This window comes from Brucella anthropi ATCC 49188, assembly GCF_000017405.1.
GTDB lineage: Bacteria > Pseudomonadota > Alphaproteobacteria > Rhizobiales > Rhizobiaceae > Brucella > Brucella anthropi.
Genome location: NC_009667.1, coordinates 2,647,428 through 2,671,571 on the forward strand (window position 1 = coordinate 2,647,428; position 24,144 = coordinate 2,671,571).

The window sequence follows — 24,144 nt, forward strand, 5'->3', positions numbered from 1 at the left end:
TACATGCGACCGGCGCGACGAACATTCACGCGCGCAGTCGAAAATTCTGGCCCTACACATACTCGGTAAAAGTTACTTCACCGCTTCGGCGCCGAAAAATAATCGGCAACCGCAAATCTTGTCCAATTCCGTCTTCCGGATGGCATTGCCGGAATTATGCCTTTGCAGCCTCGCCACCATCATTCGATACATGCGGATGACTGTGGTGGAAATGCGCCAGATCAGCCTCGATCTTTTCCAGAAGACGATTTCTCACCATGTCATAGCCGACTTCCACTGCCGAGCAGAAGCCTTCTGCATTGGCGCTGCCATGGCTTTTGATGACGATTCCACTGAGACCGAGGAAGACGCCACCATTGACCTTGTTCGGATCCATCTTTTCGCGCAGGCGATCAAACGCGCCCTTGGCGAAAACATAACCGATTTTGGCAAGCAGCGTCCGGCGCATGGCCTGACGCAGCAGTTCACCCATCTGGCGGGCCGTACCTTCCGCAGCCTTGAGCGCGATATTGCCGGTAAAGCCTTCGGTCACGACCACGTCCACCGTGCCCTTGCCGATATCATTGCCTTCAACAAAACCGGAATAGGCAAGTCCGTCGAGCGGTGTGTCGCGCAGAATCTGACCTGCTTCCTTGATCTCGTCGAGACCCTTTACCTCTTCCGTGCCGACATTCAGGAGCCCGACGGTCGGCTTGCGCACCTCGAACAGGGCCCGCGCCATACCAGCCCCCATAACTGCGTAATCGACGAGCTGGCGCGCATCGGCGCCAATAGTGGCTCCAACGTCAAGCACGATGCTTTCACCGCGCAGTGTTGGCCAGATGCCGGCAATCGCCGGGCGCTCGACATCCGACATCATACGCAGGCAAAATTTGGACATGGCCATCAATGCACCGGTATTACCGGCGGAAATACACGCCTGGGCGTCGCCGGTCTTCACTGCTTCGATGGCCTGCCACATGGAAGATTTACCGCGACCGGCCCGCAGCGCCTGGCTCGGCTTGTCATCCATGCTGATGGCAACCTGGCTCGCGCGGAACTCGGATGCGGCTTTCAGCTTCGGATAACGTGCCAGCACGGGCTCCACCTGTGCGGGGAGACCGAAGAATATGAAGCGGATGTCAGGATGGCGCTCAAGCGCCTTCGCTGCGCCGGGGATGACCACTTCAGGGCCAAAATCACCGCCCATCGCGTCAATCGAAATTTTGATCACTCTTGATTGTTCCTGTGCGATCCCTGCCCCTGCTCTGCTTTTTGCAGCAGACAGGTTTTCGGCGAAAATAGTGTTTTTGCGTTTCCGCACAACCAAATTCTGTCAAACCACTCTGAATTACGGCTTCTTTTGCCATTCTGAAAGCTTCGCAAACGGCGAAACGGGCTTCTCTTCACCGTCGTCGTCCCCGAAAACCTTAGGCTCACTCTCGTCCGGCAAACCCGGCTTGCGAGGATAAGGATCGATGGCGAGATCGAAGAATTCCTCGGCAATTGCGCCGACATCAATCCTGTCGCCGACAAAAACTTCCGGAATGTCCGCGCCTTCGGCATCGAGCAGCATTTCGCCGCTTTCATCAAGCTCAATCCGTGCAAGCCTCGAATTTTCCGGCACGAAAATCGTGTCGACGTCTTCGGCGATGCTGTTGGTCAGCGGCTCGAGCGTCACGATGCAGGACTGAACGATTTCCGCATCGATACGACCCCGCACCCGGATGCCATCCTTTTTCCAGGGCGTAATCAGAAATTCCACAGCAAAGGCATTTACACCCTCAAGCCCATGGGCTGCCGCGAGTGCTGCGCGCTCTTTCTCATCCGTGCCTATTTTCACCGTCACGCCCTTTTGCGGCAGGTGAAGAACCGGAACAGGATAGGTGAGCGCCGGTTTGTCAGTCATTCTCATTGGCCTTTTCAGCATTGTTTTTTGGCGCAAAGTCCATTTGATCCGCATCCATATAGGAAATGTCGCCTGCCGCCAAAGCATCGTCCGCAATTTTTTGCAGCCGGTCACGGCATCCCAGAACATATTCACTTAAATGGTGGGCATGCGGCCAGAATTCGAGGTCGGGGCGGATATTTCGCGTCAGCGCGGCAGCCAGCGCGTCCGCATCATTTGCATCCAACGCCTCCCCATAAGCCGCGACCCGACCGTAGAACATGCGGGCAAGCTTCTTCATGCGCTTCGGGACGCCCTGGTCGCCGATACCGAGTTCGCGCAGCGAATGATCGACATCCTTGAAAAACTCGTCGGCGATTTCCTGTGCCAGATCGGCAAGCGCCTTGTTTTCTCCCCTCATCCGATGCAGGGCAAGGAAAATATGCAGCGAAAGCATTTCATAGCGGCCAAGCGGCGTATCAGGCACCTGAAATTGTGCATAAAACCGTTTTTGCCGCGCCGCCGCCACGATCACCTCGTAAACGCGAAGCATAATTGCCTCGTTTGCTTTCGATTTGCGGCGGAATAGTTGGAGAATCATGTCCGTACGACCGTTCCAGTTGCATAAATAAGCAAGGTGGTTTACCGAAGTTCTCCCGACGGCGAAAGTGCCGCGCTGATTTAGAATGTATGGAGAGGTCTTTGTTGCAGCGAATTTTTCCAAGTGCATCCTCTGGCGTACGCAAGCAGGGTGCCCTTCTCGCAGGCACGGCAATTCTCGTCGCAGTAGCTCTTGCCGGATGTAACACTGCATCCACGCTCAATCCGTCCGAAACGCTGACAGAGGGTTACGTACTCGATCAGGGTGCGCTTGATTCGGTTCCTGTCGGCTCCAGCCGCGAGCAGGTGCTTCTGGCGCTCGGTACGCCGTCCACCACCGCGACCTTCGACAATGAAGTGTTCTACTACATTTCGCAGAAGCGTTATCGCGCCGCGCAGTTCATGAAGCCGAAGATCATCGAGCGGCAGATCCTCGCCATCTATTTCAACAAGGACGGCAAGGTCGAGCATATCGCCAATTACGGCCTGAAGGACGGCAAGCTGTTCGACTTCGTGTCGCGCACCACGCCGACAGGCGGCAAGGACCAGACCTTCCTCGGTCAGATCATTCAGGGCGTTTCCAAGGCCCCAACCTCGTTGCCGGGAGCCGCAGGCGGTGCCAGCAACTGATCCGGTCATATCCTGACAAAAAGAAAACCCGCCTTTACGGCGGGTTTTCTTTTTTCACAATGCATGTCCGTCAGGACATATGTGCCAACACAGCCAACAGAAGAAGGGCCACGATGTTGGTGATCTTGATCGCCGGATTGACAGCCGGACCGGCTGTATCCTTATAGGGATCACCAACCGTATCGCCGGTCACTGATGCTTTATGCGCTTCCGACCCTTTCAGGTGCTTCACGCCGTCGGCATCGGTAAATCCGTCCTCGAAGCTCTTCTTGGCATTGTCCCATGCGCCACCTCCGGACGTCATGGAAATCGCGACGAAGAGGCCGTTGACAATAACGCCCAGAAGCGATGCGCCGAGCGCTGCAAAGGCTGCAGCCTTCGAGCCTGAGATAAGCAGCACGCCGAAATAGACCACAATCGGCGCCAGCACAGGCAGGAGCGACGGGATGATCATCTCGCGAATGGCCGCCCTGGTCAGAAGATCGACCGCACGGGCATAGTCCGGGCGCTCCTTGCCGGTCATGATGCCTGGCTTTTCGCGGAACTGGCGGCGCACTTCCTGCACGACCGCGCCTCCGGCCCGGCCCACGGCGGTCATCGCCATGCCACCGAACAGATAAGGGATCAGGCCGCCAAAGATCAGCCCCGCAACCACATAAGGGTTGGAGAGATCGAAGGAAACCGGCCCCATATCGGCGAAATAAGGATAGGTCTGTCCGTTGGCGGCAAAGTAGGCCAGATCGTTGGAATAGGCCGCGAACAGCACCAGTGCGCCAAGCCCTGCCGAACCGATAGCATAGCCCTTCGTGACGGCCTTGGTAGTGTTGCCAACGGCATCGAGCGCATCGGTGGCCTTGCGGACTTCCGGGTCGAGACCGGCCATTTCCGCAATGCCACCCGCATTATCCGTGACCGGACCGAAGGCATCGAGCGCAACGATCATCCCGGCAATACCAAGCATGGCAGTGACGGCGATTGCCGTACCGAACAGACCAGCCAGCTGGTAGGTCGAAATAATACCGCCGACAATCACGATTGCTGGCAGAGCCGTGGATTCAAGCGAAACCGCCAGCCCCTGAATGACATTCGTGCCGTGCCCTGTTACCGAGGCCTGCGCGATGGAATTGACCGGACGTTTGTTGGTGCCGGTATAGTATTCCGTGATCACAACGATCAGACCGGTAACGATCAGACCGATCAGTCCGCAAAGGAAGAGATTGGTGCCGGTAATGCTTTTCCCGGCCACAGTTCCGATTTCACCCCAGCCAACGGTCAGCGTATTGGCAATAGCAAGACCAACGATGGAAAGCAGGCCCGTCGCTATCAGCCCCTTATAGAGGGCACCCATGATGGAGCCATTGACGCCGAGCTTGACGAAAAATGTGCCCACGATTGACGTGATGACACAGGCGCCGCAGATCATCAGCGGATAGAGCATGACGCTCGAAAGAATGTCCGATCCGTTGAAGAAGATTGCGCCTAGAACCATGGTTGCGACGACTGTCACCGCGTAGGTTTCGAAAAGGTCGGCAGCCATGCCTGCGCAGTCGCCGACATTGTCGCCGACATTATCCGCAATGGTCGCTGGGTTGCGCGGATCATCCTCTGGAATACCGGCCTCGACCTTGCCGACAAGATCGCCGCCGACGTCAGCGCCCTTGGTGAAGATACCACCGCCAAGACGCGCGAAGATCGAGATCAGCGAAGCACCGAAACCGAGCGACACCAGCGCATCGATAACCGTGCGGTCGGACGGCGAGTAACCAAGCCAGACAGTGAGAATGAAATAATAGACGGACACGCCGAGCAGCGCGAGCCCTGCTACCAGAAGGCCAGTGATGGCCCCGGACTTGAAGGCCAGTTCTAACCCTCCGGCGAGGCTGAGCGAAGCTGCCTGCGCAGTGCGCACATTGGCGCGAACCGAAACGTGCATTCCGATAAAGCCGGTGACGCCCGACAGAACCGCGCCAATCAGGAAACCGATTGCGGCACTGATCGACAACAAATACCAAGCTGCCAGAAAGACCACGACGCCGACAATGGCAATCGTCGAATATTGTCTTGTGAGATAGGCTGAGGCACCCTCGCGGATGGCTTCAGCAATTTCCTGCATGCGCTGCGTCCCCTGATCGGCTGCAAGAACCGAACGGATCGCCCATATGGCGAAAAGAACGGAAACCACGCCGCAGGCAATGACGAGAACTAAGACTGCCACTCCCATTTGCATAAAGGCCAACTCCCATTGAGCTCGCGCTGGCTACCGTCAGACCGCGAGCCGCGATTGTCGGCAGGCACATGCGCAGGTTAGGCCCGAAAACCCCTCCCCGGACCCGATTGAGCGGCATGGAAGTGCCTGAAGCCAATGCAAGATACCGGGCTTCTTCGGTATATTCACGTCTGGAACTTACGCCTAAAGCGGATCGCGATCTTTCAGATTCGCTCTCAGCGCTTTATGTCTCTGATTTCAGGCCTGTCGTTCTCGCAAAACTGCTACGCGGTTTTGCGCGACATGCCTGAGAAATCAACCTGTTGGCGCGATTCCTTGCATTTCAGCATTCTCAATGCCGCGTACCCAACATGCGAAACGGTTTAACAAACGTCAAGTCGTTCTTTGCCAGCGTACAATGAAAGAAGGGCTGCGATTTCTCACAGCCCTTCTTTCATGATTATTGTCAGGGAAGCCGGATCAGCGCGGTTTCACACCGCGGCTCTCACCACGAATGACAAATGCGAGGCGATCAAGCACGGCATTGACCAGTTTCGGCTCGTCTTCCGTGTAGAAAGCCTTGGCGATATCAACATATTCCGACACGATGACAGCCGTCGGTACGTCTTTGCGTGTCTGCAATTCCCAGGCGCCAGCACGGAGAATGGCGCGCAGGGTCGAATCGAGACGCGACAGCGGCCAGTCTTCCGTCAGCGCCTGATGGATCATCGGATCGAGCTTCAGCTGTTCATCGACGACACCGGCCACGATTGCACGGAACCATTGCGGATCGGCATCAAGATACTGCGTGCCATCCACTTCCTTGCCGAGACGGAAAGCTTCGTACTCAGCCACCACTTCCAGAACACCTGTTCCGGCAACATCCATCTGATAAAGCGCCTGGACTGCAGCAAGACGGGCAACACCGCGCTTGTTCGCCGTGCGTGGGAGATTGGGGGTTGGGCGGCCTTCGGTAGAAGAATTCATAATGATCAGACTCCGAACTTCTTGCGCAGGTCGATCATGGTCAGCGCAGCGCGGGCGGCAAAACCGCCCTTGTCCTTGTCTTCACGGCGGGCGCGTACCCATGCCTGCTCTTCGTTTTCGACCGTCAGAATGCCGTTGCCGATGGCGATGCTTTCCTCGACCGAAAGATCGGTGAGTGCGCGGCAGGATTCATTGGACACGATATCAAAATGATAGGTTTCGCCACGGATAACCGTGCCAAGCGCAACAAAGCCATCATATTCCTTGCCGCCATTGTCTTCACCATCGAGTGCGAAAGAAATGACCGCCGGAACTTCCAGCGCGCCAGGTACCGTCACCACGTCGTAGGTTGCCCCTGCCTCATCCAAGGCTGCCTTTGCGCCATCCAGAAGCGCGTCGGCGAGATCATCGTAGAAACGCGCTTCAACAATAAGCAAATGCGGCGCATGCGCCTCGTGCTTGGACATGAGAGACTCCATGACAAATTTTGCGGACCGCAACGATTGCGGTCAACGCTTAAAATCGGGATATGCTTTTACAGCCTGGGAATTTAGGCTGTAAGCCTATTTCTGATATTGCGCAAGCCTTGCTGCGTAACGTGCCAGCTGGTCGATCTCGATATTCACCTTGTCGCCTGCTTTCCGCTCGCCCCAGGTCGTGACTTCAAGCGAGTGGCGGATCAGAAGCACATCAAACTCGTTGCCATTGACGCCATTAACCGTCAGCGAGGTTCCATCGAGGGCGACCGAACCCTTCTGGGCGATAAATGGGGCCAGTTCTTCCGGCGCACGCAGGGTGAAGCGCACTGCATCGCCTTCTTCCTTGCGTTCGACGATTTCAGCCTGCCCATCGACATGGCCGGAAACGAGGTGGCCGCCCATTTCGTCGCCAAGTTTCAGAGAACGTTCCAGATTGATGTTCCGTCCGCTCTGCCATTTGGAGATTGTGGTCAGGCGCAGCGCTTCTTCCCATGCCTCAACCTCGAACCAGCGGGCATTCGTGCCCTTTTCGGGCAGCGCCACCACCGTGAGGCAGACGCCTGAACAGGCAATCGATGCGCCAAGCTCGATCGTCTCGGGATCATAGGCAGTTTCAATACGCAGAAGAACGCCTTCATTCAGCGGCTTGATCCGGTCAACCTTGCCGATATCGGTGATAATGCCTGTAAACATCAAGTCTTCCTTACATATTCCGTATAGGCATCGTCGCCATAGCGAGCCTGCCTTAAGATTTTGAACTTGTCTGCGATATGGGTTTCAAGCCCGTCCACGGCAACCCCAAGTTCTGAGCCGATTTCAACCGGCGAACGGAAGATGGCAAGCCGGTCCACCAGCCCCTCGTCCAGAAAGCTCTTCGCAACACCTGCTCCGCCTTCAACGAGAACCGAGGAAATGCCTTGCGCAGCGAGATCGTCCATCAGTTCGGGCAGAGCGATGCGGCAATCATAAGCTTCGGTCGCGAGAATCCGGCAACCGGCCGCCTGCAACTCGTAGCGCCGCTCCGGCAACGCTTCTTCACCACAGGCAATCCACAAGGGCTGGGCATCAGCGGTCTGTACAAGTTTCGAGGAAAGCGGCAAACGCAATCCGCTATCGAGCACCACCCGAACAGGCGAACGCTGTTCCAGCCCCGGCAGGCGGCAGTTCAACACCGGATCGTCGGCCAGTGCGGTTTCGATGCCAATCAGGATAATATCGGTCTGGGCCCGCAGGATATGCGACTGGGCGCGCGCAACCGGCCCCGTTATTGCAAGCTGTCCCTCGCCCCGACGGCCGATCATGCCATCGGCGGAAAGTGCAAGTTTCAGAATCACTTCCGGGCGCTTCTTCGCAGATCGATTCAGATAGCCCGCAAGATCATCGGCAGCCTGTTCGGCAAGAATGCCTGGCACAACCTCAATCCCTGCCTCGCGCAGAATGGCAAAGCCTCTTCCGCTGACCCGTTCGTCCGGATCGGTCGCGGCAACCACGACACGCGCCACCCCTGCCCGCACCAGCGCTTCCGCGCAAGGGGGTGTGCGTCCGTGATGCGCACAAGGTTCCAGCGTCACATAAGCCGTCGCGCCACGCGCCACTTCTCCCGCGTCTGCAAGCGCCTGCGGCTCGGCATGGGGCCTGCCGCCAATTGCAGTCACGCCACGTCCGACGATGACACCATCCTTGACGATGATCGTGCCAACGGACGGATTGGTTCCCGTCAGCCCCTTGTGACGCCGTGCATAACGGATCGTCGCTTCCATGAAGCGGACGTCATCCGCAGTTGCATTCGAAGGCGGAAACTTGCTGCCACTCATGCCTAAGCGTCCAGATCGTCCTCAGTTTCAGCAACTGTCAGTTCATCAATGACATTGTGGAAATCGACGGCCTTGCTGAAATTGCGATAGACCGAAGCAAAGCGGATATAGGCGATATCATCGATGCCTTTCAGCGCATCCATGGCCAGCCGCCCGATTTCGTCGGACGTCACCTCCGCCTCACCCGAACTTTCAAGCTGGCGGACAATGCCGGAAATGGCGCGTTCCACCCGGTCATTATCGACGTCGCGCTTGCGCAACGCCACTTCGATAGACCGCGTAAGCTTGTCGCGATCGAAAGGAACTCGGCGCCCGCTTTTCTTCACGACCATCAGGTCACGCAACTGTACGCGCTCAAAGGTCGTGAAACGGCCTCCACACACCGAACAGACACGACGCCTGCGAATGACCGCACCGTCTTCCGCCGGACGGGAATCCTTCACTTGCGTATCTTCAGACTGGCAATAGGGACAACGCATGGAACACTTTCGATTTCATTATCGGCAATTTCAATATCGGCAGCTTTAGCACTGGCGACGAACAGCTCATATGTGGGGACACGCCCGCCAAAAACTCAAGAGCTTTGCCATCGTCAACCGATTCCCGGCGATCATAGCCCATAAGCGGTAAGCTACCTACCAGATGCGTCAATGAAAAAGCCCCGCTCAACAGAGTTGAACGGGGCTTCATCTCAATCATGGAAGCAGACTTAGCCCTGATAGCCATACATCGGGAAACGGTCGGTCAAGGCCATGACCTTTTCCTTCACGGCCTGTTCGACAGCGGCATTGCCTTCGTCAGAATTGGCAACCTTCAGACCGTCCAGCACTTCGGCGATCAGCGAACCAATTTCCTTGAACTCGGTTACGCCGAAACCGCGCGTGGTGCCAGCGGGCGTGCCAAGGCGAACGCCGGAGGTGACGAACGGCTTTTCAGGGTCGAACGGAATGCCATTCTTGTTGCAGGTGATGTTGGCGCGGCCAAGAGCAGCTTCTGCACGCTTGCCGGTTGCGTTCTTGGGACGCAGATCGACCAGCATCAGGTGATTGTCGGTGCCGCCCGAAACGATGTCGAGGCCATTGGACTTCAGTTCTTCGGCCAGCGCGCGCGCATTGTCGACGACGTTCTTGGCATAAAGCTTGAACTCCGGCTTCAGCGCTTCGGCAAAAGCAACAGCCTTACCGGCGATAACGTGCATCAGCGGACCGCCCTGAAGACCCGGGAACACAGCCGAATTGATCTTCTTGGCGATGTCGGCGTCGTTGGTGAGGATCATGCCACCGCGTGGACCGCGAAGCGACTTGTGCGTCGTCGTGGTGCAGACATGCGCATGCGGAACCGGCGAAGGATGGACGCCACCGGCAACGAGACCGGCAATATGCGCCATATCGACCATGAGATAGGCACCGACTTCATCGGCGATCTCGCGGAAACGCTTCCAGTCCCAGACGCGCGAGTAAGCAGTACCGCCTGCGAGGATGAGCTTCGGCTTGTTCTCGCGTGCGAGGCGGGCAACTTCATCCATATCGAGCAGATGGTCGTCCTTGCGAACGCCATAGGACACGACATTGAACCACTTGCCGGACATGTTGACCGGCGAGCCGTGGGTCAGGTGACCACCCGAATTGAGGTCGAGGCCCATGAACGTGTCGCCCGGCTGAAGAAGCGCGAGGAACACGGCCTGGTTCATCTGGCTGCCGGAGTTCGGCTGAACGTTGGCAAATTCGCACCCAAAGAGCTTCTTGGCGCGTTCGATGGCCAGTTCTTCCACGACGTCGACATACTGGCAGCCGCCATAATAGCGCTTGCCCGGATAGCCTTCGGCATATTTGTTGGTGAGGATGGAACCCTGCGCTTCGAGAACAGCGCGCGAAACGATGTTTTCCGAGGCAATCAGCTCGATTTCATGGCGCTGACGACCGAGTTCGTTGCGGATTGCTCCGAAAATCTCGGAATCGATGTCCTCGAGGCTTGCATTGAAGAAAACGTCGGACGACGCGTTCTTGGCGGCGGCGTTGGCTTGAGACATGTTTCACACCCTCCGGGTTAGCCGGTAAAAGCTATATGGATGAGGCGCATTATCACACTTGAATGCACAAGGCCAATGGTCGCAAAGCGAAAAGCTTATTCCAAAATGCGGCAAACCGATTTGATAAATGCCTTGCAACTAAAAAGCCGCCCGGAACGGGTCCGGACGGCTTTGGAAAATCAAACTCAAGATGAGAATCAGGTGTCGGTGCCAAGAGCGAGTTCGGTTGCGCCGTCCATCTTGTAGATGTCGTCGCGGAACTGCACCACGCCGTCGCCGGTAGACCATGCAGTAATGTAAACAAAATGCAGCGGAACCGGATCGGCGAGCTGGATCGGCGTGTTCGTGCCCGACTTGATCGTGCTTTCGATGTTCTGACGATCCCAGCCTGCGGTGTTCTTCAGCAGCCACACATCGAGGTCGCGCACGTTCTGGACGCGGACGCAGCCCGACGAGTCGAAACGCATGAGCTTGTTGAAATAGCTCTTCTGCGGCGTGTCGTGCATGTAAACGGCGTACTGGTTGTGGAAGTTGATCTTGGTCGAGGACATGGCGTTGATCTTGCCCGGATCCTGACGGAACATCAGCTTTACCGCATCGTCCGTATTCCAGTCGATGCTTTCCGGCGCCACTTCCTGACCGGACTGGTCGTAAAGGCGGATCTTGTTCTTCGCCAGATATTGCGGGTCCTTCCGCATCAGCGGAATGATATCCTTCTGGATGATCGACTTCGGCGCAGTCCAGTAAGGATTGAGAATGACTTCGTGAATCTTCGAATTGAGGATCGGCGTCTGGCGGTCGATCTTACCGACAACTGCCGTATGGCGCTGCATGACGCTGCCGCCTTCAACGGCCTCGATACGCGCAGCCGGGATGTTGACCATCACGAAACGCTGTTCCTGCAGGCCCTGATTGGCGAGAGGCGAGAGACGCTGCAGATTGGTCTGGAGCTGGCCGAGGCGCGTATTCGCGTCCACATTCATGGCCGCATAGGTGAACTGTCCCATGACGCCGTCGGCCGGCAGACCATGACGGGACTGGAAGCGCTTCACGGCAGCATCGACATAGGTGTCGAAAGAACTGGAAAGCCCGGCTTCCTGTGGCAGATCGCCAGAAATCATGAGGCGCTTGCGCAGTGCCTGAACGGACGGATCCGTGACGCCGATCTGGAGTTTTGTATTACCCGGAACGCTCGGCCAGCCACCGCGACCGGCAATGTCGGTATATTGAGCGATAGCGGTCTGGAGATTGCCAACCGTCTGCGGGCTCAAAACCGGCTGGTTGGTTGCGACCCGCTGGCCACCCGTCGCGCGGGCATCGAACTGGTCAGCCCAGTTGCCGCGACGCGACGATGAGATAACATCGGTCAGAGCTTGTTGAGCGTAAGCCGAGGAAACCATGGCGGAGGCTGCCACGGAAAGGCCGGCGGTTGCCGCGCCGCGCAGGAAACTGCGGCGGTCTACTCTTAAAGTATCGGCTGGTCTGTCGGTCTTGGTCATTTTGCTTAGTCCCAAAAGGCTAACCGCTCGCGCGGAATCTTCCCAGAGAATATCAGCAATAGGTCAACAAGGCGATATCCGGACTGCAGGCGATGCAAAGCTGCTCGCTCATCCGAAATTCGATTTCGAGCCCATTCCTGACTGAAGGTGGCACAATATTGCCCGTGCCGCTCTAAAACGCTTATGTCGTTTTTTATGGCTTAATCATGTCGCATGGCCCGAATTTCAAGCCATGCGCCTTACGATTGGGAGCTTCACAGCGCTTTATTCTTCTCAATGGCAGCCTGTTGTGACAGTTCTGCAACAAAGCAGTCAGTCAGATAACACCGACCCGCTTTCTTTAGAGCCGGTAAGCGATGCTGTCGTTCCAGAAACGGTCGAGACGCTGCAGCGACTTGTTCATCGCCGTGAATTCTTCGACCTGAATACCGCCAACCTGTTCGATCGAGGAGATATGGCGTTCGTAGAGCGAAGCCACCTGATCGGCAATAGCATTGCCCTTATCCGTCAAGCTGACGCGCACCGAACGACGGTCAACGCGCGAGCGCTGATGATGAATGAAGCCCATTTCGACCAGCTTCTTCAGGTTGTACGAAACGTTCGAGCCGAGATAGTAACCGCGCGAGCGCAGTTCACCGGCGGTCAGTTCCGAATTGCCGATGTTAAAGAGCAGAAGCGCCTGCGTCGCATTGATGTCGCTCTGGCCATTGCGGTCGAACTCGTCCTTGACGACGTCGAGCAGGCGGCGATGCAAGCGCTCGACCAGCTGGAGCGCTTCCAGATAAAGCGAACGAAGTGCGGTTTCCGGTGTCGTGAGCGGAGCGGATATGTCCGTCTTGCGCTGTGCGTTGATCATTTCTTTTGCCTCTCTGTCGGAGCCGCATTCCATGAAACCATGATGCAGCTCTCTGTCTTGTTTTATGCGGTGTATTGTTTCTCACCGTGTCTTGAGAGGAATTTAGGGGAGATGCATAAAATTCGACTTAAAAGTCAGCCTTAACAGTAACTTACCGGACAGATTGACCATTCAGGCTTAATGTTTGCTTACTCCGCGCCATTTGCGGGACCGCGCCCGGATACATTGCTACAGCGCAAGAATGCCGGTTTTCCGGGCGTTAGAAAGGCCTGCTACATTAAACTTTCGTCATTTGAGAAGTGTTTGGATAGCGGCTAAATACGAGCCATCTACAATCCATTGGAGGGACCATGGCGCTTCGTCTTGCACATTATTTCGTGGTCGGCGGGCTGTTAAGCTTTACCGGCTTTGTGAGTTTCGCTCATGCTGAACCGGTTACCGCAGCTCCGCAAATGACCATGTATAAAGATCCCTATTGCGGCTGCTGCGAGGGCTGGGCTGAACATATGAAAGCTGCTGGCTTCAATGTGACGGTTAAAGTCGAGGAAGCGATGGACACCGTAAAAGCAAAGTATGGCGTTGGTGCCAATCTCGCCTCATGCCACACGGCAGTCGTCGATGGATATGTCATCGAGGGACATGTTCCCGCCGGTGCAGTCAAGCGGCTGCTGGCAGAACGTCCGCAGGCAACGGGGCTGACTGCACCCGGCATGCCGATGGGATCGCCGGGCATGGAAATGCCGGGCAGCAAAGCCGATACCTATGATGTTCTGCTTTTCAAAGGCCAGATGACGAAGCCCTTTGCCCGCTATGAGGGTACGCAAGCGCTCTAGAAGCTAGATCGGCAGGCTCGCACGGGCCTGCCGTCTCTTTTCGAAGAAGAGCAGAATACGAAAAGCAATAAAAATGACGATGCAGGCCGCGTTGAACCCAACTGTCAACGGCTTGTATTCGAAATGCCGGGAAAAAACGGAATAGATAGCGATTTCGCCGAGCGCTGCTACGAACCAAAGCACAGGCCCCCACGGTGCGCGCATCCACAGACCTGTCGCAGCAACGGGCATCAGAACGGCCAGAGCCACAACCGCAGTCTGCCAGGGCCACGGCATCAGATCGAAACGCCATAGAAGTCCCGGTTGAATACCGATCAGCCTGATCCAGTAGAAAACACCACTTGCCAGCGCCACAAGGGCGAGTATCCGAACGAACCATGTGAAGGCCCATTCGGTTCCGCTCGGCTGGGTATGCTGGCGCAGCTCGTTCATATGCATCAGCCGATCCTCACCACAAGGTCAGTTCCTTGTCACCCAGATTTGCAAAATAGACATTGACCTGTTCGGGCTTCACTTCGTCGAGCGTTGCGGGTTTCCAGTTCGGCGCACCGTCCTTGTCTATGAGCAATGCGCGAACGCCTTCATAGAAATCGTGCGCTTCCAGCATCCGGTTGGCAATGCGGTATTCCATGCGCATGCAATCATCGAGATCGAGCGGACGACCATCGGCAATCTGGCGGAAAGTAACCGCGACACTGGTTGGTGAACGCGTGGCGATCACCTTCACGATGTCCATTGCGGCCTTGCTGCCCGCTTCGGCTTCCTTTTCCAGCGAAGCCATGCAGTCGGCAAGCGTCGCGCCGGAAAAGCATTCCGCAATGATCTGGCGCGTTTCAACAGCGGTTTCAAAATCGGGATACTGGCTGCGCGTCAGAGCCGCATCAATGTCGGCGGTTGCAATGATGTCGTCCCGCAAATCATGCAGATCGCTTGCAGCGACGGCGTGTGTTGCAATTCCGCTTTGCAGGCAGTCGCCCCAGCGAATACGGTTGCCGGTCAGCGCAAGATAATATCCGAAATTGTCGTGCAGATGCGGCAGAAAAGCGCTGCCACCCACATCCGGGAAGAAGCCGATGCCGGTTTCCGGCATGGCGAACATGGTGTTTTCCGTCACGATGCGGTGCGAACCGTGAACGGAAATGCCCGCACCACCGCCCATGACGATCCCGTTGATCAGCGAGATATAGGGTTTTGGAAAACGGCCAATGCGCGCATTGAGCCGATATTCGTCGCGGAAGAATTCGTAAGCAGGTGTTCCGGCCTGACCGGCCTTGTAGGCGGCAACCACATCACCGCCCGCGCAGAATGCGCGCCCTTCGCCTTCGAGAATCACACAGGCCACTTCAGGATCGTCTTCCCAGGCCTGCAATGCGCGATCCAGCGCCAGAATCATTTTATGCGTGAGCGCATTGAGGGCCTCGGTCCGCGTAAGCTTCACAAGCCCCGCTTTTCCCTTGCGTTCAAAGCTGATTTCGCTGCCGCCGCCGAAGTCAATCTGCATATCGTGTCTCCCGTTCCATCAAATGGGTAGAAAGTGAGACGCCCCGCGTCAATCCTGCACAGGTCAATGTTCTTGGTTTCATCACTTTTCCCATGATAAACGGTGCGCATCCGATATCAGCCTCCAAAATTTGGGAATTAAGGCTTCACTTCTCGGGATTATTCAAATGACCGACCGCCAATCCAAATATCTGCCCACCAATATCAGCCAGCATGTCGATGACGTTACCGGCAGCAGACGTCTGCGCCGTATGCGCAAGGCCGACTGGTCGCGCAGGCTGGTGCAGGAAACCCGGCTGACGGTCGATGATCTCATCCTGCCGTTCTTCCTGACCTATGGAACCGGTGTGGCAGAACCTGTGGAAGCAATGCCCGGTGTCGAACGCTATTCGGTCGACATGGCTGTTCGCATGGCGGAAAAAGCCGCCAGGCTCGGCATTCCCGCCATTGCCCCCTTCCCGCGCGAAAAGCTGGAAGTGAAGACTGAGGACGGCGCTTTCGTCGCAAGCCCGGACAATCTGATCAATCGCGCCGTGCGCGCAATCAAGAAGGAAGTGCCTGAAATCGGCATCATCACCGACGCGGCGCTCGATCCCTTCACCACGCACGGCCATGACGGCATTTTGCGGAACGGCGAGATCGTCAACGACGAATCGGTCGCCATGGTGGTTCGTGGTGCGCTTTCGCAAGCTGAAGCCGGTGCGGATATCATTGCCCCGTCCGATATGATGGACGGTCGCGTCGGCGCCGTGCGTCAGGCGCTGGACGAACATGGGTTCTGCCATCTGCCGATCATGTCTTATGCCACCAAATTCGCTTCCGCCTTTTATGGTCCTTATCGCGATGCCATCGGCACGCAGGGGCTGCTGAAGGGCGACAAGAAGACCTATTATCTCGACCCGGCCAATCCGGAAGAAGCCGTGCGCGAAGCCGAGCAGGATATTGCCGAAGGCGCAGATATGCTGATGGTCAAGCCGGGCTTGCCCTATCTCGACATCATCCATCGCCTGAAAAGCGAATTCCGCCTTCCCACCTATGCCTATCAGGTGTCGGGCGAATACGCGATGATCAAGGCCGCCGGGATCAATGGCTGGATCGACGAAGAAAAGGTGATGATGGAGAGCCTTATGGCGTTCAAGCGCGCCGGTTGTGACGGAATTCTTACTTACTTCGCAATCGAAGTGGCTGAAAAGCTTAAGCAACAGGGCTAAACGGCAAGTCCTTTCGGCAGGAAATCTTCAAATTTCCTTGAAACCGCCGGTTTTGGTTACCATGTTGATGACTGTTCCGCTGAGGTAGCGGGACAGCGCCGGTTGTCACACTCCCCCGGACGCTTCCTTGGAAACGACTGGAAGGAAAAATGTCCGACCATATTCTGCACGGCGAAGTCATGGGCCCGCGTTATGAAAGCCGCGCATTCTTTGAAGGCGTGCGCACGCGCCGTATTATGGCTTTTCTTATCGACTACCTGATTGTCTTTCTGCTCTGCATCCCGGCAGCAATCGTCATTGCAATCCTCGGCATCATTACGCTCAGCCTTGGCTGGATGCTCTATGGCATCATGTTTCCAATGGTGGCGTTGTTTTACATTGCACGCACTCTGGGTGGACCGCAGCAAGCCACCAAAGGCATGCAGATGATGAACATCAAGCTCGTCCGGCTCGAAGGCGGTACGGTCGATCCGATGCTCGCAATCGTGCACACGGTTCTGTTCTGGGGTCTCAACGTGGTGCTGACACCGCTGATCCTGCTCGCTTCGCTGGTTCTCGACCGCAAGCGCACGGTGCACGATCTTCTGCTTGGCACGGCTGTGATCCGTTCAGATCGATAAACGCATAGAGTTGAATCAACGCATCGACCCCAAAGTCTATTCGGATTTTCGGGTCGATGCTTCAGATCAAAAAAAATCAGAGCCGGCTGCGCAAAATGCCTATTGACGTTTTGTGCCGTCGGCTCAATCTTTAGAGATAGTATCGTGATGGTTTTGCCAGAGCATTTCCAACAAAAGTGCGAAGCGGTTTTGTGTAGGAAAATGCGTCAAAGCGAATAAGTTAAGCCATTTCGTGGATATTGAATGACCCATCAACCGCAACAGTCTCCGCAGTTCTTTCTGACAGCTCCGTCGCCTTGTCCCTATCTTGAGGGTCAGATGGAGCGAAAAGTCTTTACGCATCTGGTCGGCGACAAAGCGAACGAGATCAACGATCTTCTGACCCAAGGCGGTTTCCGCCGTTCCCAGAACATTGCCTATCGTCCGGCTTGCGAACTGTGCAGGGCCTGCATATCCGTTCGCATCCTTGCCGGAGAGTTCAAGATGACGCGCAACATGCGCCGCGTCTGGACGCAGAATAATGACCTGATCGGGCGCGTGCACAAAGCCCAGCCCAGCACCGAACAATATGCACTTTTTCGCGATTATCTCGACGCGCGCCATCGTTCCGGCGGCATGTCGGACATGACTGTCCTCGACTATGCGATGATGATCGAGGATACGCATGTAAACACGCAGATCATCGAATATCGCAAGCGCGGCCCGGAAAGCTTCATCAGCGCCAAAGGCGACGGCGAGCTGATCGCCGTAGCGCTCACCGACGTGATGGCCGACGGCCTGTCAATGGTTTATTCGTTCTTCTCACCGCATATGCATGACCGGTCGCTTGGAACCTACATGATCCTCGATCATATCCAGCGCGCACACGCCGCCGGTCTGCCGCATGTCTATCTCGGCTATTGGGTCGAGGGATCACGCAAGATGCAATACAAGATCCGCTTTACCCCGCAGGAGCATCTGGGCCCCCGCGGCTGGCAGAGGTTTGAAGGGTAAAAGTCCCTCACAAATCCCGTATAGAGTGCCTTTTTTGAATCTCCGAAGCCAATGCCTCCAGAACATCTGGTGCGGTTACGGGATAATCCATTATGCTAAAATTCCCATCTCGCGCTGAACCAGAAAAGAAATAAAGCTCATAATGGTCATCATGAACCTCAACTTCTATTTTTCCGTCCTTCCATAATAGGCGTACAGTCGGCCAATATCCTCTGCTTGCTACTTCGGGTGGGAAGCCAGCAGCGCGGGTGGCAGTAATAAGGCTGGCAGCGTGTTTGAGAGCAACTTCGGTCGGGCGCTCGTCCACCTGCCAAAAGCACCTGATGCCGCTCCAAATATTATCCATCCGATCAGCCTAAGCCTGCGAACCCATCCTCACAACGCCCAATTCAGAATCTACCCGAACGCGGGAAGCCCTTCGGCACCAGACGGCCCGCAGAGGCGCGCGCGCCGATCCATTCCACAAGCTCTTCCTTGCTGCGATTGAAGGTGCGCTCTGCCGAATCCTGCCAGGAAAGCCCGTCGGCAATTGCAAAGGTGCGGACGTCGGACACACCGCCATCCTTGTATTTTTGCAGGCGCACGCCCTTGCCGCGGGTCATTTCCGGAATGTCGGAAAGCGGGAAGACCACCATCTTGCGGTTCTCGCCCACCACCGCGATATGGTCGCCGGAAACGCGCTGGCAAAGTTTCGCCTCGTCCGGCGCCTTGACGTTCATCACCTGCTTGCCCTTGCGGGTGTTGGCCACAGCCTCGCTTTCGGGAACGATGAAACCGTTACCCTCGTGGCTGACGAGAAGCAGTTTCGCCGCCGGATCGTGCACGAAGGCTGTCAGAATGTCCTGATCGTTTTCCATATCGACAAGGATGCGGATCGGCTCTCCATGGCCGCGACCGCCCGGAAGCGTGTTCGCGCCGATGGTGAAGAACTTGCCGCCTGTCGTGAAGAACAGCAGCTTGTCGGTCGTCTCGGCATGGAAAGCGAGTTTGAGCTTGTCGCCCTCCTTGAAGGCGAGCGTCGAGAAATCGGCCAGATGCCCCTTCATCGCGCGCAGCCAGCCCTTTTCGGATACAACGATCGTGACCGGCTCGCGCTCGATCATTGCCTGATGAATGTCTTCCAGATCGTGGGTTGGCGCGTCGGCGAAGGTCGTGCGGCGCGCACCAAGCTCGGTCTTCGGGCCGAACTTTTCGCGTACCGACTTGATTTCGGCGCTGATCTTCTTCCACTGGCGTGTGCCCGAAGCGAGCAACCCTTCGAGATCGGTCTTCTCGACGGTGAGATCGTCGAACTCCTTGCGGATTTCGAATTCCTCGAGCTTGCGCAACGAACGCAGGCGCATATTGAGGATCGACTCGGCCTGAACGTCGGTCAGCTCGAAGGTCCGCATCAGGTCCTGCTTCGGCTCATCCTCCTCGCGGATGATGCGGATCACTTCATCCAGATTAAGATAGGCGATCAGGAAGCCGCCAAGGATTTCCAGGCGTCTTTCGATTTCCGCCAGACGGAATTGCGAACGGCGGACAAGCACTTCCTTGCGATGGTCGAGCCACTCGCGCAGAACGCTGCCCAACGACAGAACATTCGGCACCTTGCCATGTGACAGCACGTTCATGTTCAGCGAAACGCGGCTTTCCAGCTCGGTCAGCTTGAAAAGCGATTCCATCAGCAGTTCAGGATCGACCGTCCTGTTCTTCGGCTCCAGAACGATACGGATGTCTTCCGCCGACTCGTCACGAATGTCGTCGAGCAATGGCAGCTTCTTTGCCAGCAGCAGCTCGGCAATCTTTTCGATCAGGCGCGATTTCTGAACCTGATAGGGAATTTCGGTGACGACGATCACCCAGGTGCCGCGATTGCCCTCTTCCTTCTCCCAGCGCGCACGGACGCGAAATGCGCCGCGGCCCGTGCGATAGGCTTCCAGGATATTGCCATGCTCTTCGACAAGGATGCCGCCGGTCGGGAAATCCGGGCCACGCACCTTGCACTTCAACAGAGCAGCCGGGTCGGTCTCGGCTTCGCGCTTCAGTTCTTCCCATTGCTCCGGCGAGGTAACGAGTTCCTCAACCGGCGCGTCAGGATGATTGATGATATAGAGCGCCGACGAGCAAAGCTCCGCCACGTTATGTGGCGGAATATTGGTCGCCATGCCGACCGCAATGCCCGCCGAACCGTTTGCAAGCAGGTTCGGGAAAGCGCCCGGCAGAACGATCGGCTCTTCGTCCTCTTCATTATAGGTCGGGCGGAAATCGATGGCGTTTTCGTTGATGCCTTCCAGCAGCAACGTCGCCACTTCCGTCATACGCGCTTCGGTGTAACGCATGGCAGCCGCGTTATCGCCGTCGATATTGCCGAAGTTGCCCTGCCCGTCCACGAGCGGATAACGCACCGCGAAATCCTGCGCCAGACGCACCAGCGCATCGTAGATCGACGCATCGCCATGCGGATGGAACTTACCCATCACATCACCGACGATACGGGCGCATTTTGCATAGGCCTGATCGGGATTGAGACGCAGCAGACGCATGGCGTGCATGATGCGACGATGCACCGGCTTCAAGCCGTCGCGCACGTCCGGCAGCGCACGATGCATGATCGTCGACAGCGCATAAGCGAGGTAACGTTCCTCGAGAGCCGATTTGAGATCGACCCGTTCGATGTGTTCTTCGCCGTCATCCGGCGGAATCAGACTTTTTCCCATGTCTCTCAGTACCAACTGCGCGATTCGCCAGCAAGACTTCAGGAGAACCAATCCAGTACATTAGTGTGTAATAGTCGCAATCCTGCCGCCATTTGTGTCCTATAGAGCTATTGGGGGCAAGTTTCCCCGGCTGCAATCGCAGGATGAGGAAATCATGTTGTTATTGCGAGTGATTTCCGCCTATGAATGCCGCGCTATATTAGAGATTAGGCAGGAGCTTCGAATGCAGGTTTTCGTCAATATCAAGCCAGCGGCACGTGTTTTGGCTGCAGGTACAGCGCTTTCGCTGATTTTCGGCAGCGCGGCCATGGCAGCTGACGCCAATGCAGTCGCCGAGCGTATCAAGGCACTTTATGCGAAACAGGGCGGCGAACTGAGCTTCGCCAATGTTCAGGCGAACGGCTCCGACATCGTGCTCCAGGGCACCAAGATCAAGCTGCCGACAGTGGGCGAAAAAGAAACCGCCCTCGGCGACGTGACGCTCCAGAACGTTCAGGATGCGCCGGACGGCGGCTACAGCATCGAACAGGTCACCGTGCCCGATCTTGCCTTTGCTGGCGAGGAAGACAAGAACGACAAGGCCGAGATCAAGGGCCTTGCCATGCAGAACGTGCATATTCCGTCGGAAACCGCCAAGGGTCCGCTCAACAGCATGGTCATGTACGACAAGCTGAAGATTGACGAAATCCAGTTCGGCACCCCCGGCACGGATGGCGCCACCGTAAAGGGGTTCGACCTGTCGCTCGACACCTCCAACAAGGCCGAGAAGATCGGCTATGTCTGGACCATCGCCAATATCGACGCGACCTTTGAGAAGGGCGGCAAGAACCCGCTTGCACCGCTCGACATGAACACCTTCAACGGCTCGCTGAACTCCAAGGGCAGCTGGTCGCCGACTTCGGGCGACACATCGCTGGACCAGCTGGAACTTCAGGCCGAGGAACTCGGCAAGATCAACATCACCGGCAGCCTCGGTGGCTATGATCTGGCCTTCCTCGAAGCCGTCCAGAAGACACAGGAAAACATGAGCAAGGCCGATGCAGACAAGGATGCTGCCGGACTTGCAATTCTGGGTCTGGCGGAACAGCTGAACCTGAAGAACCTGTCGATCCGCTTCGACAACGAAACCCTGACCCAGAAGCTTCTCGACTATTACGGCAAGCAGCAGGGCGCCGATGGCAAGCAGCTTGGCGAGCAGATGAAGATGATGGTTCCGCTGATGGCGACACAGCTCAAGAACCCGGATTTTGCCCAGCAGCTCAAGGCTGCATCCGACAAGTTCTTCGACGATCCGAAGTCACTGACCATCAGCGCATCGCCGGACCAGCCGGTGACTTTCGCTTCCATCGTTGCCACCGCATCGCTGGACCCGACAAAGATCATCCAGCTTCTCAAAGTCAGCGTCGACGCCAATAATTAAAACGAACAAGCCCGGTGAGGAAATTCACCGGGCTTTTCTTCAACTAACAAAAACCCGGCTCAAGGCCGGGTTTTTACTTTTTTATAAAGGTCGTTTAGCTCTTCTGAACCGGAGCCAGACGAATATGCAGGTCGCGCAGCTGCGCGGGCGACACATCCGAAGGCGCGTTCATCAGAAGATCGAGCGCCTGCTGGTTCATCGGGAACAGCGAGATTTCGCGCAGGTTCTTTGCACCGACCAGAAGCATGATGACGCGGTCGATACCGGCAGCCATGCCGCCATGCGGAGGTGCACCGTACTGGAACGCACGATAAAGACCGCCGAAACGCTCTTCCACGTCCTGCTGGCTCAAGCCAACCTTTTCAAATGCCTTGACCATGACGTCCGGCAGCTGGTTACGGATCGAACCCGAGGCAATTTCGAAGCCGTTGCAGACGAGATCGTACTGGTAAGCCTTGATCGCAAGCGGGTCCTGGTTTTCCAGAGCGTCCATACCGCCCTGCGGCATGGAGAACGGATTGTGTGCGAAGTCGAGCTTCTTGTTGTCTTCGTCCCATTCGTAGAACGGGAAGTCGATGATCCATGCCAGTTCGAAACGATCACGATCGACGAGGTTCAACTCTTCGCCAGCGCGCGTGCGGGCATCGCCAGCGAACTTGTAGAACTTGGACGGCAGACCGGCAACGAAGAAGCAGGCATCGCCGTCTTCGAGACCCATCTGCGTGCGGATCGCTTCCGTGCGCTCTTCACCGATGTTCTTGGCAATCGGACCAGCGCCTTCAAGCTTGTCACCTTCCTTGCGCCAGAAGATATAGCCGAGACCCGGCTGGCCTTCGCTTTGCGCCCAGGAATTCATGCGGTCACAGAATGCGCGCGAACCGCCGGTCTTGGCCGGAATTGCCCAGACTTCGACCTTCGGATCGTTGGCGATCATGTTTGCGAAGACCTTGAAGCCCGAACCGGCGAAATGCTCGGTCACAGCCTGCATTTCAATCGGGTTACGCAAATCCGGCTTGTCCGAACCATAGGTGCGGATCGCATCGTCATAGGCAATGCGACGGAACTGCTGCGTCACCGGCTTGCCTTCGGCAAACTCTTCGAAGATGCCGCGCATGACTGGTTCCATCGTTTCCCATACTTCTTCTTGGGTTACGAAGCTCATTTCGAGGTCGAGCTGGTAGAACTCGCCCGGCAGACGGTCTGCCCGCGGGTCTTCGTCGCGGAAGCACGGCGCGATCTGGAAGTAGCGGTCGAAACCGGCAACCATCAGAAGCTGTTTGTACTGCTGCGGCGCCTGCGGCAACGCGTAGAACTTGCCTTCATGAATACGGCTCGGCACGAGGAAGTCGCGCGCGCCTTCCGGCGAGGAAGCTGTCAGGATCGGCGTGGTGAACTCATTGAAGCCGATTTCGGTCATGCGGCGACGCATCGCGGCAATGATCTTGGTGCGGCTCATGATGTTCTTGTGCAGCGTTTCACGGCGAAGGTCGAGGAAACGGTACTTCAGGCGGATATCTTCCGGGTAGTCCGGCTCGCCGAATACAGGCAGCGGCAATTCCTTGGCAGCGGCCAGCACTTCGATTTCGGTTGCGAAGATTTCGACTTCGCCAGTTGGCAGATTCGTATTGACCGCATCGCCTGCGCGGGCCTTCACTTCACCATCGACACGGATAACCCATTCGCCGCGAACGGTTTCGGCAACCTTGAAGGCGGGCGAATCGGGATCGGCCACGATCTGGGTAATGCCATAATGATCGCGAAGATCGATGAAGAGAATGCCGCCATGGTCACGGACGCGGTGAACCCATCCGGAAAGGCGAACGTTCGAACCAACGTCCGTCTTGCGAAGGGCTGCGCAGGTATGGCTGCGGTAACGGTGCATGATTTCTGCCTTTGGA

General features: G+C 56.6%; 23 protein-coding genes. 6 read left to right on the top strand and 17 right to left on the bottom strand.

Annotation, left to right across the window (positions count from 1 at the left end; all coding sequences use genetic code 11):
• Nucleotides 1-154: 154 nt before the first annotated feature.
• From plsX to OANT_RS13080, 3 genes are all read right to left on the bottom strand, one after another.
• Nucleotides 155-1,213 (bottom strand): phosphate acyltransferase PlsX, encoded by a 1,059-nt coding sequence (gene plsX, locus OANT_RS13070; protein ID WP_010661100.1) that lies wholly within the window; start codon nucleotides 1,211-1,213, stop codon nucleotides 155-157.
• Between the two features lie 117 nt (nucleotides 1,214-1,330).
• Entirely contained in the window at nucleotides 1,331-1,888 is a 558-nt protein-coding gene (locus tag OANT_RS13075; RefSeq protein ID WP_012092336.1) for a YceD family protein, read from the bottom strand.
• The gene (locus tag OANT_RS13080) at nucleotides 1,881-2,468 is read right to left on the bottom strand and encodes a ubiquinol-cytochrome C chaperone family protein (RefSeq protein WP_010661098.1); all 588 of its coding nucleotides are present in this window, start codon (nucleotides 2,466-2,468) and stop codon (nucleotides 1,881-1,883) included. The genes OANT_RS13075 and OANT_RS13080 overlap by 8 nt, the downstream gene beginning before the upstream one ends.
• Before the next feature lie 101 nt (nucleotides 2,469-2,569).
• On the opposite strand from OANT_RS13080, the gene OANT_RS13085 reads away from it, so the two are divergent.
• Entirely contained in the window at nucleotides 2,570-3,097 is a 528-nt protein-coding gene (locus OANT_RS13085; protein WP_029376233.1) for an outer membrane protein assembly factor BamE, read from the top strand.
• 70 nt (nucleotides 3,098-3,167) lie between these two features.
• Here OANT_RS13085 and OANT_RS13090 read toward each other — a convergent pair whose 3' ends face one another.
• From OANT_RS13090 to ldtR, 9 genes are all read right to left on the bottom strand, one after another.
• Complete coding sequence (locus tag OANT_RS13090) at nucleotides 3,168-5,324, bottom strand: sodium-translocating pyrophosphatase (RefSeq protein WP_012092338.1); 2,157 nt, start codon at nucleotides 5,322-5,324, stop codon at nucleotides 3,168-3,170.
• A 459-nt stretch (nucleotides 5,325-5,783) separates the two neighbouring features.
• On the bottom strand, nucleotides 5,784-6,290 hold the full coding sequence (nusB, locus tag OANT_RS13095) for a transcription antitermination factor NusB (protein WP_010661094.1): 507 nt from the start codon (nucleotides 6,288-6,290) through the stop codon (nucleotides 5,784-5,786).
• A 5-nt stretch (nucleotides 6,291-6,295) separates the two neighbouring features.
• Nucleotides 6,296-6,757 carry a 6,7-dimethyl-8-ribityllumazine synthase gene (locus tag OANT_RS13100; protein WP_010661093.1) on the bottom strand — a complete coding sequence of 154 codons (462 nt, stop codon included), beginning with the start codon at nucleotides 6,755-6,757 and terminating at the stop codon, nucleotides 6,296-6,298.
• A 96-nt stretch (nucleotides 6,758-6,853) separates the two neighbouring features.
• Entirely contained in the window at nucleotides 6,854-7,462 is a 609-nt protein-coding gene (locus tag OANT_RS13105; protein WP_010661092.1) for a riboflavin synthase, read from the bottom strand.
• Nucleotides 7,462-8,583, bottom strand: a complete 1,122-nt coding sequence (gene ribD / locus OANT_RS13110) for a bifunctional diaminohydroxyphosphoribosylaminopyrimidine deaminase/5-amino-6-(5-phosphoribosylamino)uracil reductase RibD (RefSeq protein WP_012092339.1) — start codon at nucleotides 8,581-8,583, stop codon at nucleotides 7,462-7,464. Before ribD ends, OANT_RS13105 begins: the two co-directional genes overlap by 1 nt.
• Nucleotides 8,584-8,585: 2 nt before the next feature.
• Entirely contained in the window at nucleotides 8,586-9,062 is a 477-nt protein-coding gene (gene nrdR / locus OANT_RS13115) for a transcriptional regulator NrdR (protein ID WP_012092340.1), read from the bottom strand.
• A 230-nt stretch (nucleotides 9,063-9,292) separates the two neighbouring features.
• Complete coding sequence (gene glyA, locus OANT_RS13125; protein ID WP_012092341.1) at nucleotides 9,293-10,612, bottom strand: serine hydroxymethyltransferase; 1,320 nt, start codon at nucleotides 10,610-10,612, stop codon at nucleotides 9,293-9,295.
• A gap of 197 nt (nucleotides 10,613-10,809) precedes the next feature.
• Complete coding sequence (locus OANT_RS13130) at nucleotides 10,810-12,111, bottom strand: L,D-transpeptidase family protein (protein WP_010661088.1); 1,302 nt, start codon at nucleotides 12,109-12,111, stop codon at nucleotides 10,810-10,812.
• A 340-nt stretch (nucleotides 12,112-12,451) separates the two neighbouring features.
• Nucleotides 12,452-12,967 carry a transcriptional regulator LdtR gene (gene ldtR / locus OANT_RS13135; protein WP_010661087.1) on the bottom strand — a complete coding sequence of 172 codons (516 nt, stop codon included), beginning with the start codon at nucleotides 12,965-12,967 and terminating at the stop codon, nucleotides 12,452-12,454.
• Between the two features lie 350 nt (nucleotides 12,968-13,317).
• Here ldtR and OANT_RS13140 point away from each other — a divergent pair, with 350 nt between their 5' ends.
• Nucleotides 13,318-13,800: a DUF411 domain-containing protein gene (locus OANT_RS13140; RefSeq protein ID WP_012092342.1), complete on the top strand. Its 483-nt coding sequence runs from the start codon at nucleotides 13,318-13,320 to the stop codon at nucleotides 13,798-13,800.
• A gap of 3 nt (nucleotides 13,801-13,803) precedes the next feature.
• Here OANT_RS13140 and OANT_RS13145 read toward each other — a convergent pair whose 3' ends face one another.
• Both OANT_RS13145 and OANT_RS13150 read right to left on the bottom strand, forming a co-directional pair.
• Nucleotides 13,804-14,238, bottom strand: coding sequence for a DUF6163 family protein (locus tag OANT_RS13145; protein ID WP_012092343.1), 435 nt, complete (start codon nucleotides 14,236-14,238; stop codon nucleotides 13,804-13,806).
• Between the two features lie 10 nt (nucleotides 14,239-14,248).
• On the bottom strand, nucleotides 14,249-15,301 hold the full coding sequence (locus OANT_RS13150; RefSeq protein ID WP_012092344.1) for an enoyl-CoA hydratase/isomerase family protein: 1,053 nt from the start codon (nucleotides 15,299-15,301) through the stop codon (nucleotides 14,249-14,251).
• Between the two features lie 166 nt (nucleotides 15,302-15,467).
• On the opposite strand from OANT_RS13150, the gene hemB reads away from it, so the two are divergent.
• The 3 genes from hemB to OANT_RS13165 all read left to right on the top strand — a co-directional run bounded on the left by hemB (nucleotide 15,468) and on the right by OANT_RS13165 (nucleotide 18,124).
• Nucleotides 15,468-16,511, top strand: coding sequence for a porphobilinogen synthase (hemB, locus tag OANT_RS13155; protein WP_012092345.1), 1,044 nt, complete (start codon nucleotides 15,468-15,470; stop codon nucleotides 16,509-16,511).
• 149 nt (nucleotides 16,512-16,660) lie between these two features.
• Nucleotides 16,661-17,131 carry an RDD family protein gene (locus OANT_RS13160; RefSeq protein WP_010661082.1) on the top strand — a complete coding sequence of 157 codons (471 nt, stop codon included), beginning with the start codon at nucleotides 16,661-16,663 and terminating at the stop codon, nucleotides 17,129-17,131.
• Nucleotides 17,132-17,374: 243 nt separating this feature from the next.
• A complete protein-coding gene (locus OANT_RS13165) occupies nucleotides 17,375-18,124 on the top strand; it encodes an arginyltransferase (protein ID WP_012092346.1) in 750 nt (249 codons plus the stop codon).
• Between the two features lie 7 nt (nucleotides 18,125-18,131).
• Here the strand turns inward: OANT_RS13165 and OANT_RS13170 are convergent, their stop codons facing one another.
• On the bottom strand, nucleotides 18,132-18,470 hold the full coding sequence (locus OANT_RS13170; protein ID WP_041545205.1) for a hypothetical protein: 339 nt from the start codon (nucleotides 18,468-18,470) through the stop codon (nucleotides 18,132-18,134).
• A 43-nt stretch (nucleotides 18,471-18,513) separates the two neighbouring features.
• Entirely contained in the window at nucleotides 18,514-20,826 is a 2,313-nt protein-coding gene (locus OANT_RS13175; RefSeq protein ID WP_012092347.1) for a DNA topoisomerase IV subunit A, read from the bottom strand.
• A gap of 223 nt (nucleotides 20,827-21,049) precedes the next feature.
• Between OANT_RS13175 and OANT_RS13180 the strand changes: the two genes are divergently transcribed.
• Entirely contained in the window at nucleotides 21,050-22,246 is a 1,197-nt protein-coding gene (locus tag OANT_RS13180; RefSeq protein ID WP_041545208.1) for an aq_1923 C-terminal domain, read from the top strand.
• Between the two features lie 94 nt (nucleotides 22,247-22,340).
• Here OANT_RS13180 and aspS read toward each other — a convergent pair whose 3' ends face one another.
• Nucleotides 22,341-24,128 carry an aspartate--tRNA ligase gene (gene aspS / locus OANT_RS13185; protein ID WP_010661078.1) on the bottom strand — a complete coding sequence of 596 codons (1,788 nt, stop codon included), beginning with the start codon at nucleotides 24,126-24,128 and terminating at the stop codon, nucleotides 22,341-22,343.
• Nucleotides 24,129-24,144 lie beyond the last annotated feature (16 nt).

Bases quoted from the DNA above. Each gene is read 5' to 3' on its own strand.
- OANT_RS13075 (WP_012092336.1), bottom strand. From the start codon at position 1,888: ATGACTGACAAACCGGCGCTCACCTATCCTGTTCCGGTTCTTCACCTG.
- OANT_RS13080 (WP_010661098.1), bottom strand. From the start codon at position 2,468: ATGATTCTCCAACTATTCCGCCGCAAATCGAAAGCAAACGAGGCAATT.
- OANT_RS13090 (WP_012092338.1), bottom strand. From the start codon at position 5,324: ATGCAAATGGGAGTGGCAGTCTTAGTTCTCGTCATTGCCTGCGGCGTG.
- nusB (WP_010661094.1), bottom strand. From the start codon at position 6,290: ATGAATTCTTCTACCGAAGGCCGCCCAACCCCCAATCTCCCACGCACG.
- OANT_RS13100 (WP_010661093.1), bottom strand. From the start codon at position 6,757: ATGTCCAAGCACGAGGCGCATGCGCCGCATTTGCTTATTGTTGAAGCG.
- OANT_RS13105 (WP_010661092.1), bottom strand. From the start codon at position 7,462: ATGTTTACAGGCATTATCACCGATATCGGCAAGGTTGACCGGATCAAG.
- ribD (WP_012092339.1), bottom strand. From the start codon at position 8,583: ATGAGTGGCAGCAAGTTTCCGCCTTCGAATGCAACTGCGGATGACGTC.
- nrdR (WP_012092340.1), bottom strand. From the start codon at position 9,062: ATGCGTTGTCCCTATTGCCAGTCTGAAGATACGCAAGTGAAGGATTCC.
- glyA (WP_012092341.1), bottom strand. From the start codon at position 10,612: ATGTCTCAAGCCAACGCCGCCGCCAAGAACGCGTCGTCCGACGTTTTC.
- OANT_RS13130 (WP_010661088.1), bottom strand. From the start codon at position 12,111: ATGACCAAGACCGACAGACCAGCCGATACTTTAAGAGTAGACCGCCGC.
- ldtR (WP_010661087.1), bottom strand. From the start codon at position 12,967: ATGATCAACGCACAGCGCAAGACGGACATATCCGCTCCGCTCACGACA.
- OANT_RS13140 (WP_012092342.1), top strand. From the start codon at position 13,318: ATGGCGCTTCGTCTTGCACATTATTTCGTGGTCGGCGGGCTGTTAAGC.
- OANT_RS13145 (WP_012092343.1), bottom strand. From the start codon at position 14,238: ATGCATATGAACGAGCTGCGCCAGCATACCCAGCCGAGCGGAACCGAA.
- OANT_RS13150 (WP_012092344.1), bottom strand. From the start codon at position 15,301: ATGCAGATTGACTTCGGCGGCGGCAGCGAAATCAGCTTTGAACGCAAG.
- hemB (WP_012092345.1), top strand. From the start codon at position 15,468: ATGACCGACCGCCAATCCAAATATCTGCCCACCAATATCAGCCAGCAT.
- OANT_RS13160 (WP_010661082.1), top strand. From the start codon at position 16,661: ATGTCCGACCATATTCTGCACGGCGAAGTCATGGGCCCGCGTTATGAA.
- OANT_RS13165 (WP_012092346.1), top strand. From the start codon at position 17,375: ATGACCCATCAACCGCAACAGTCTCCGCAGTTCTTTCTGACAGCTCCG.
- OANT_RS13170 (WP_041545205.1), bottom strand. From the start codon at position 18,470: ATGGATAATATTTGGAGCGGCATCAGGTGCTTTTGGCAGGTGGACGAG.
- OANT_RS13175 (WP_012092347.1), bottom strand. From the start codon at position 20,826: ATGGGAAAAAGTCTGATTCCGCCGGATGACGGCGAAGAACACATCGAA.
- OANT_RS13180 (WP_041545208.1), top strand. From the start codon at position 21,050: ATGCAGGTTTTCGTCAATATCAAGCCAGCGGCACGTGTTTTGGCTGCA.
- aspS (WP_010661078.1), bottom strand. From the start codon at position 24,128: ATGCACCGTTACCGCAGCCATACCTGCGCAGCCCTTCGCAAGACGGAC.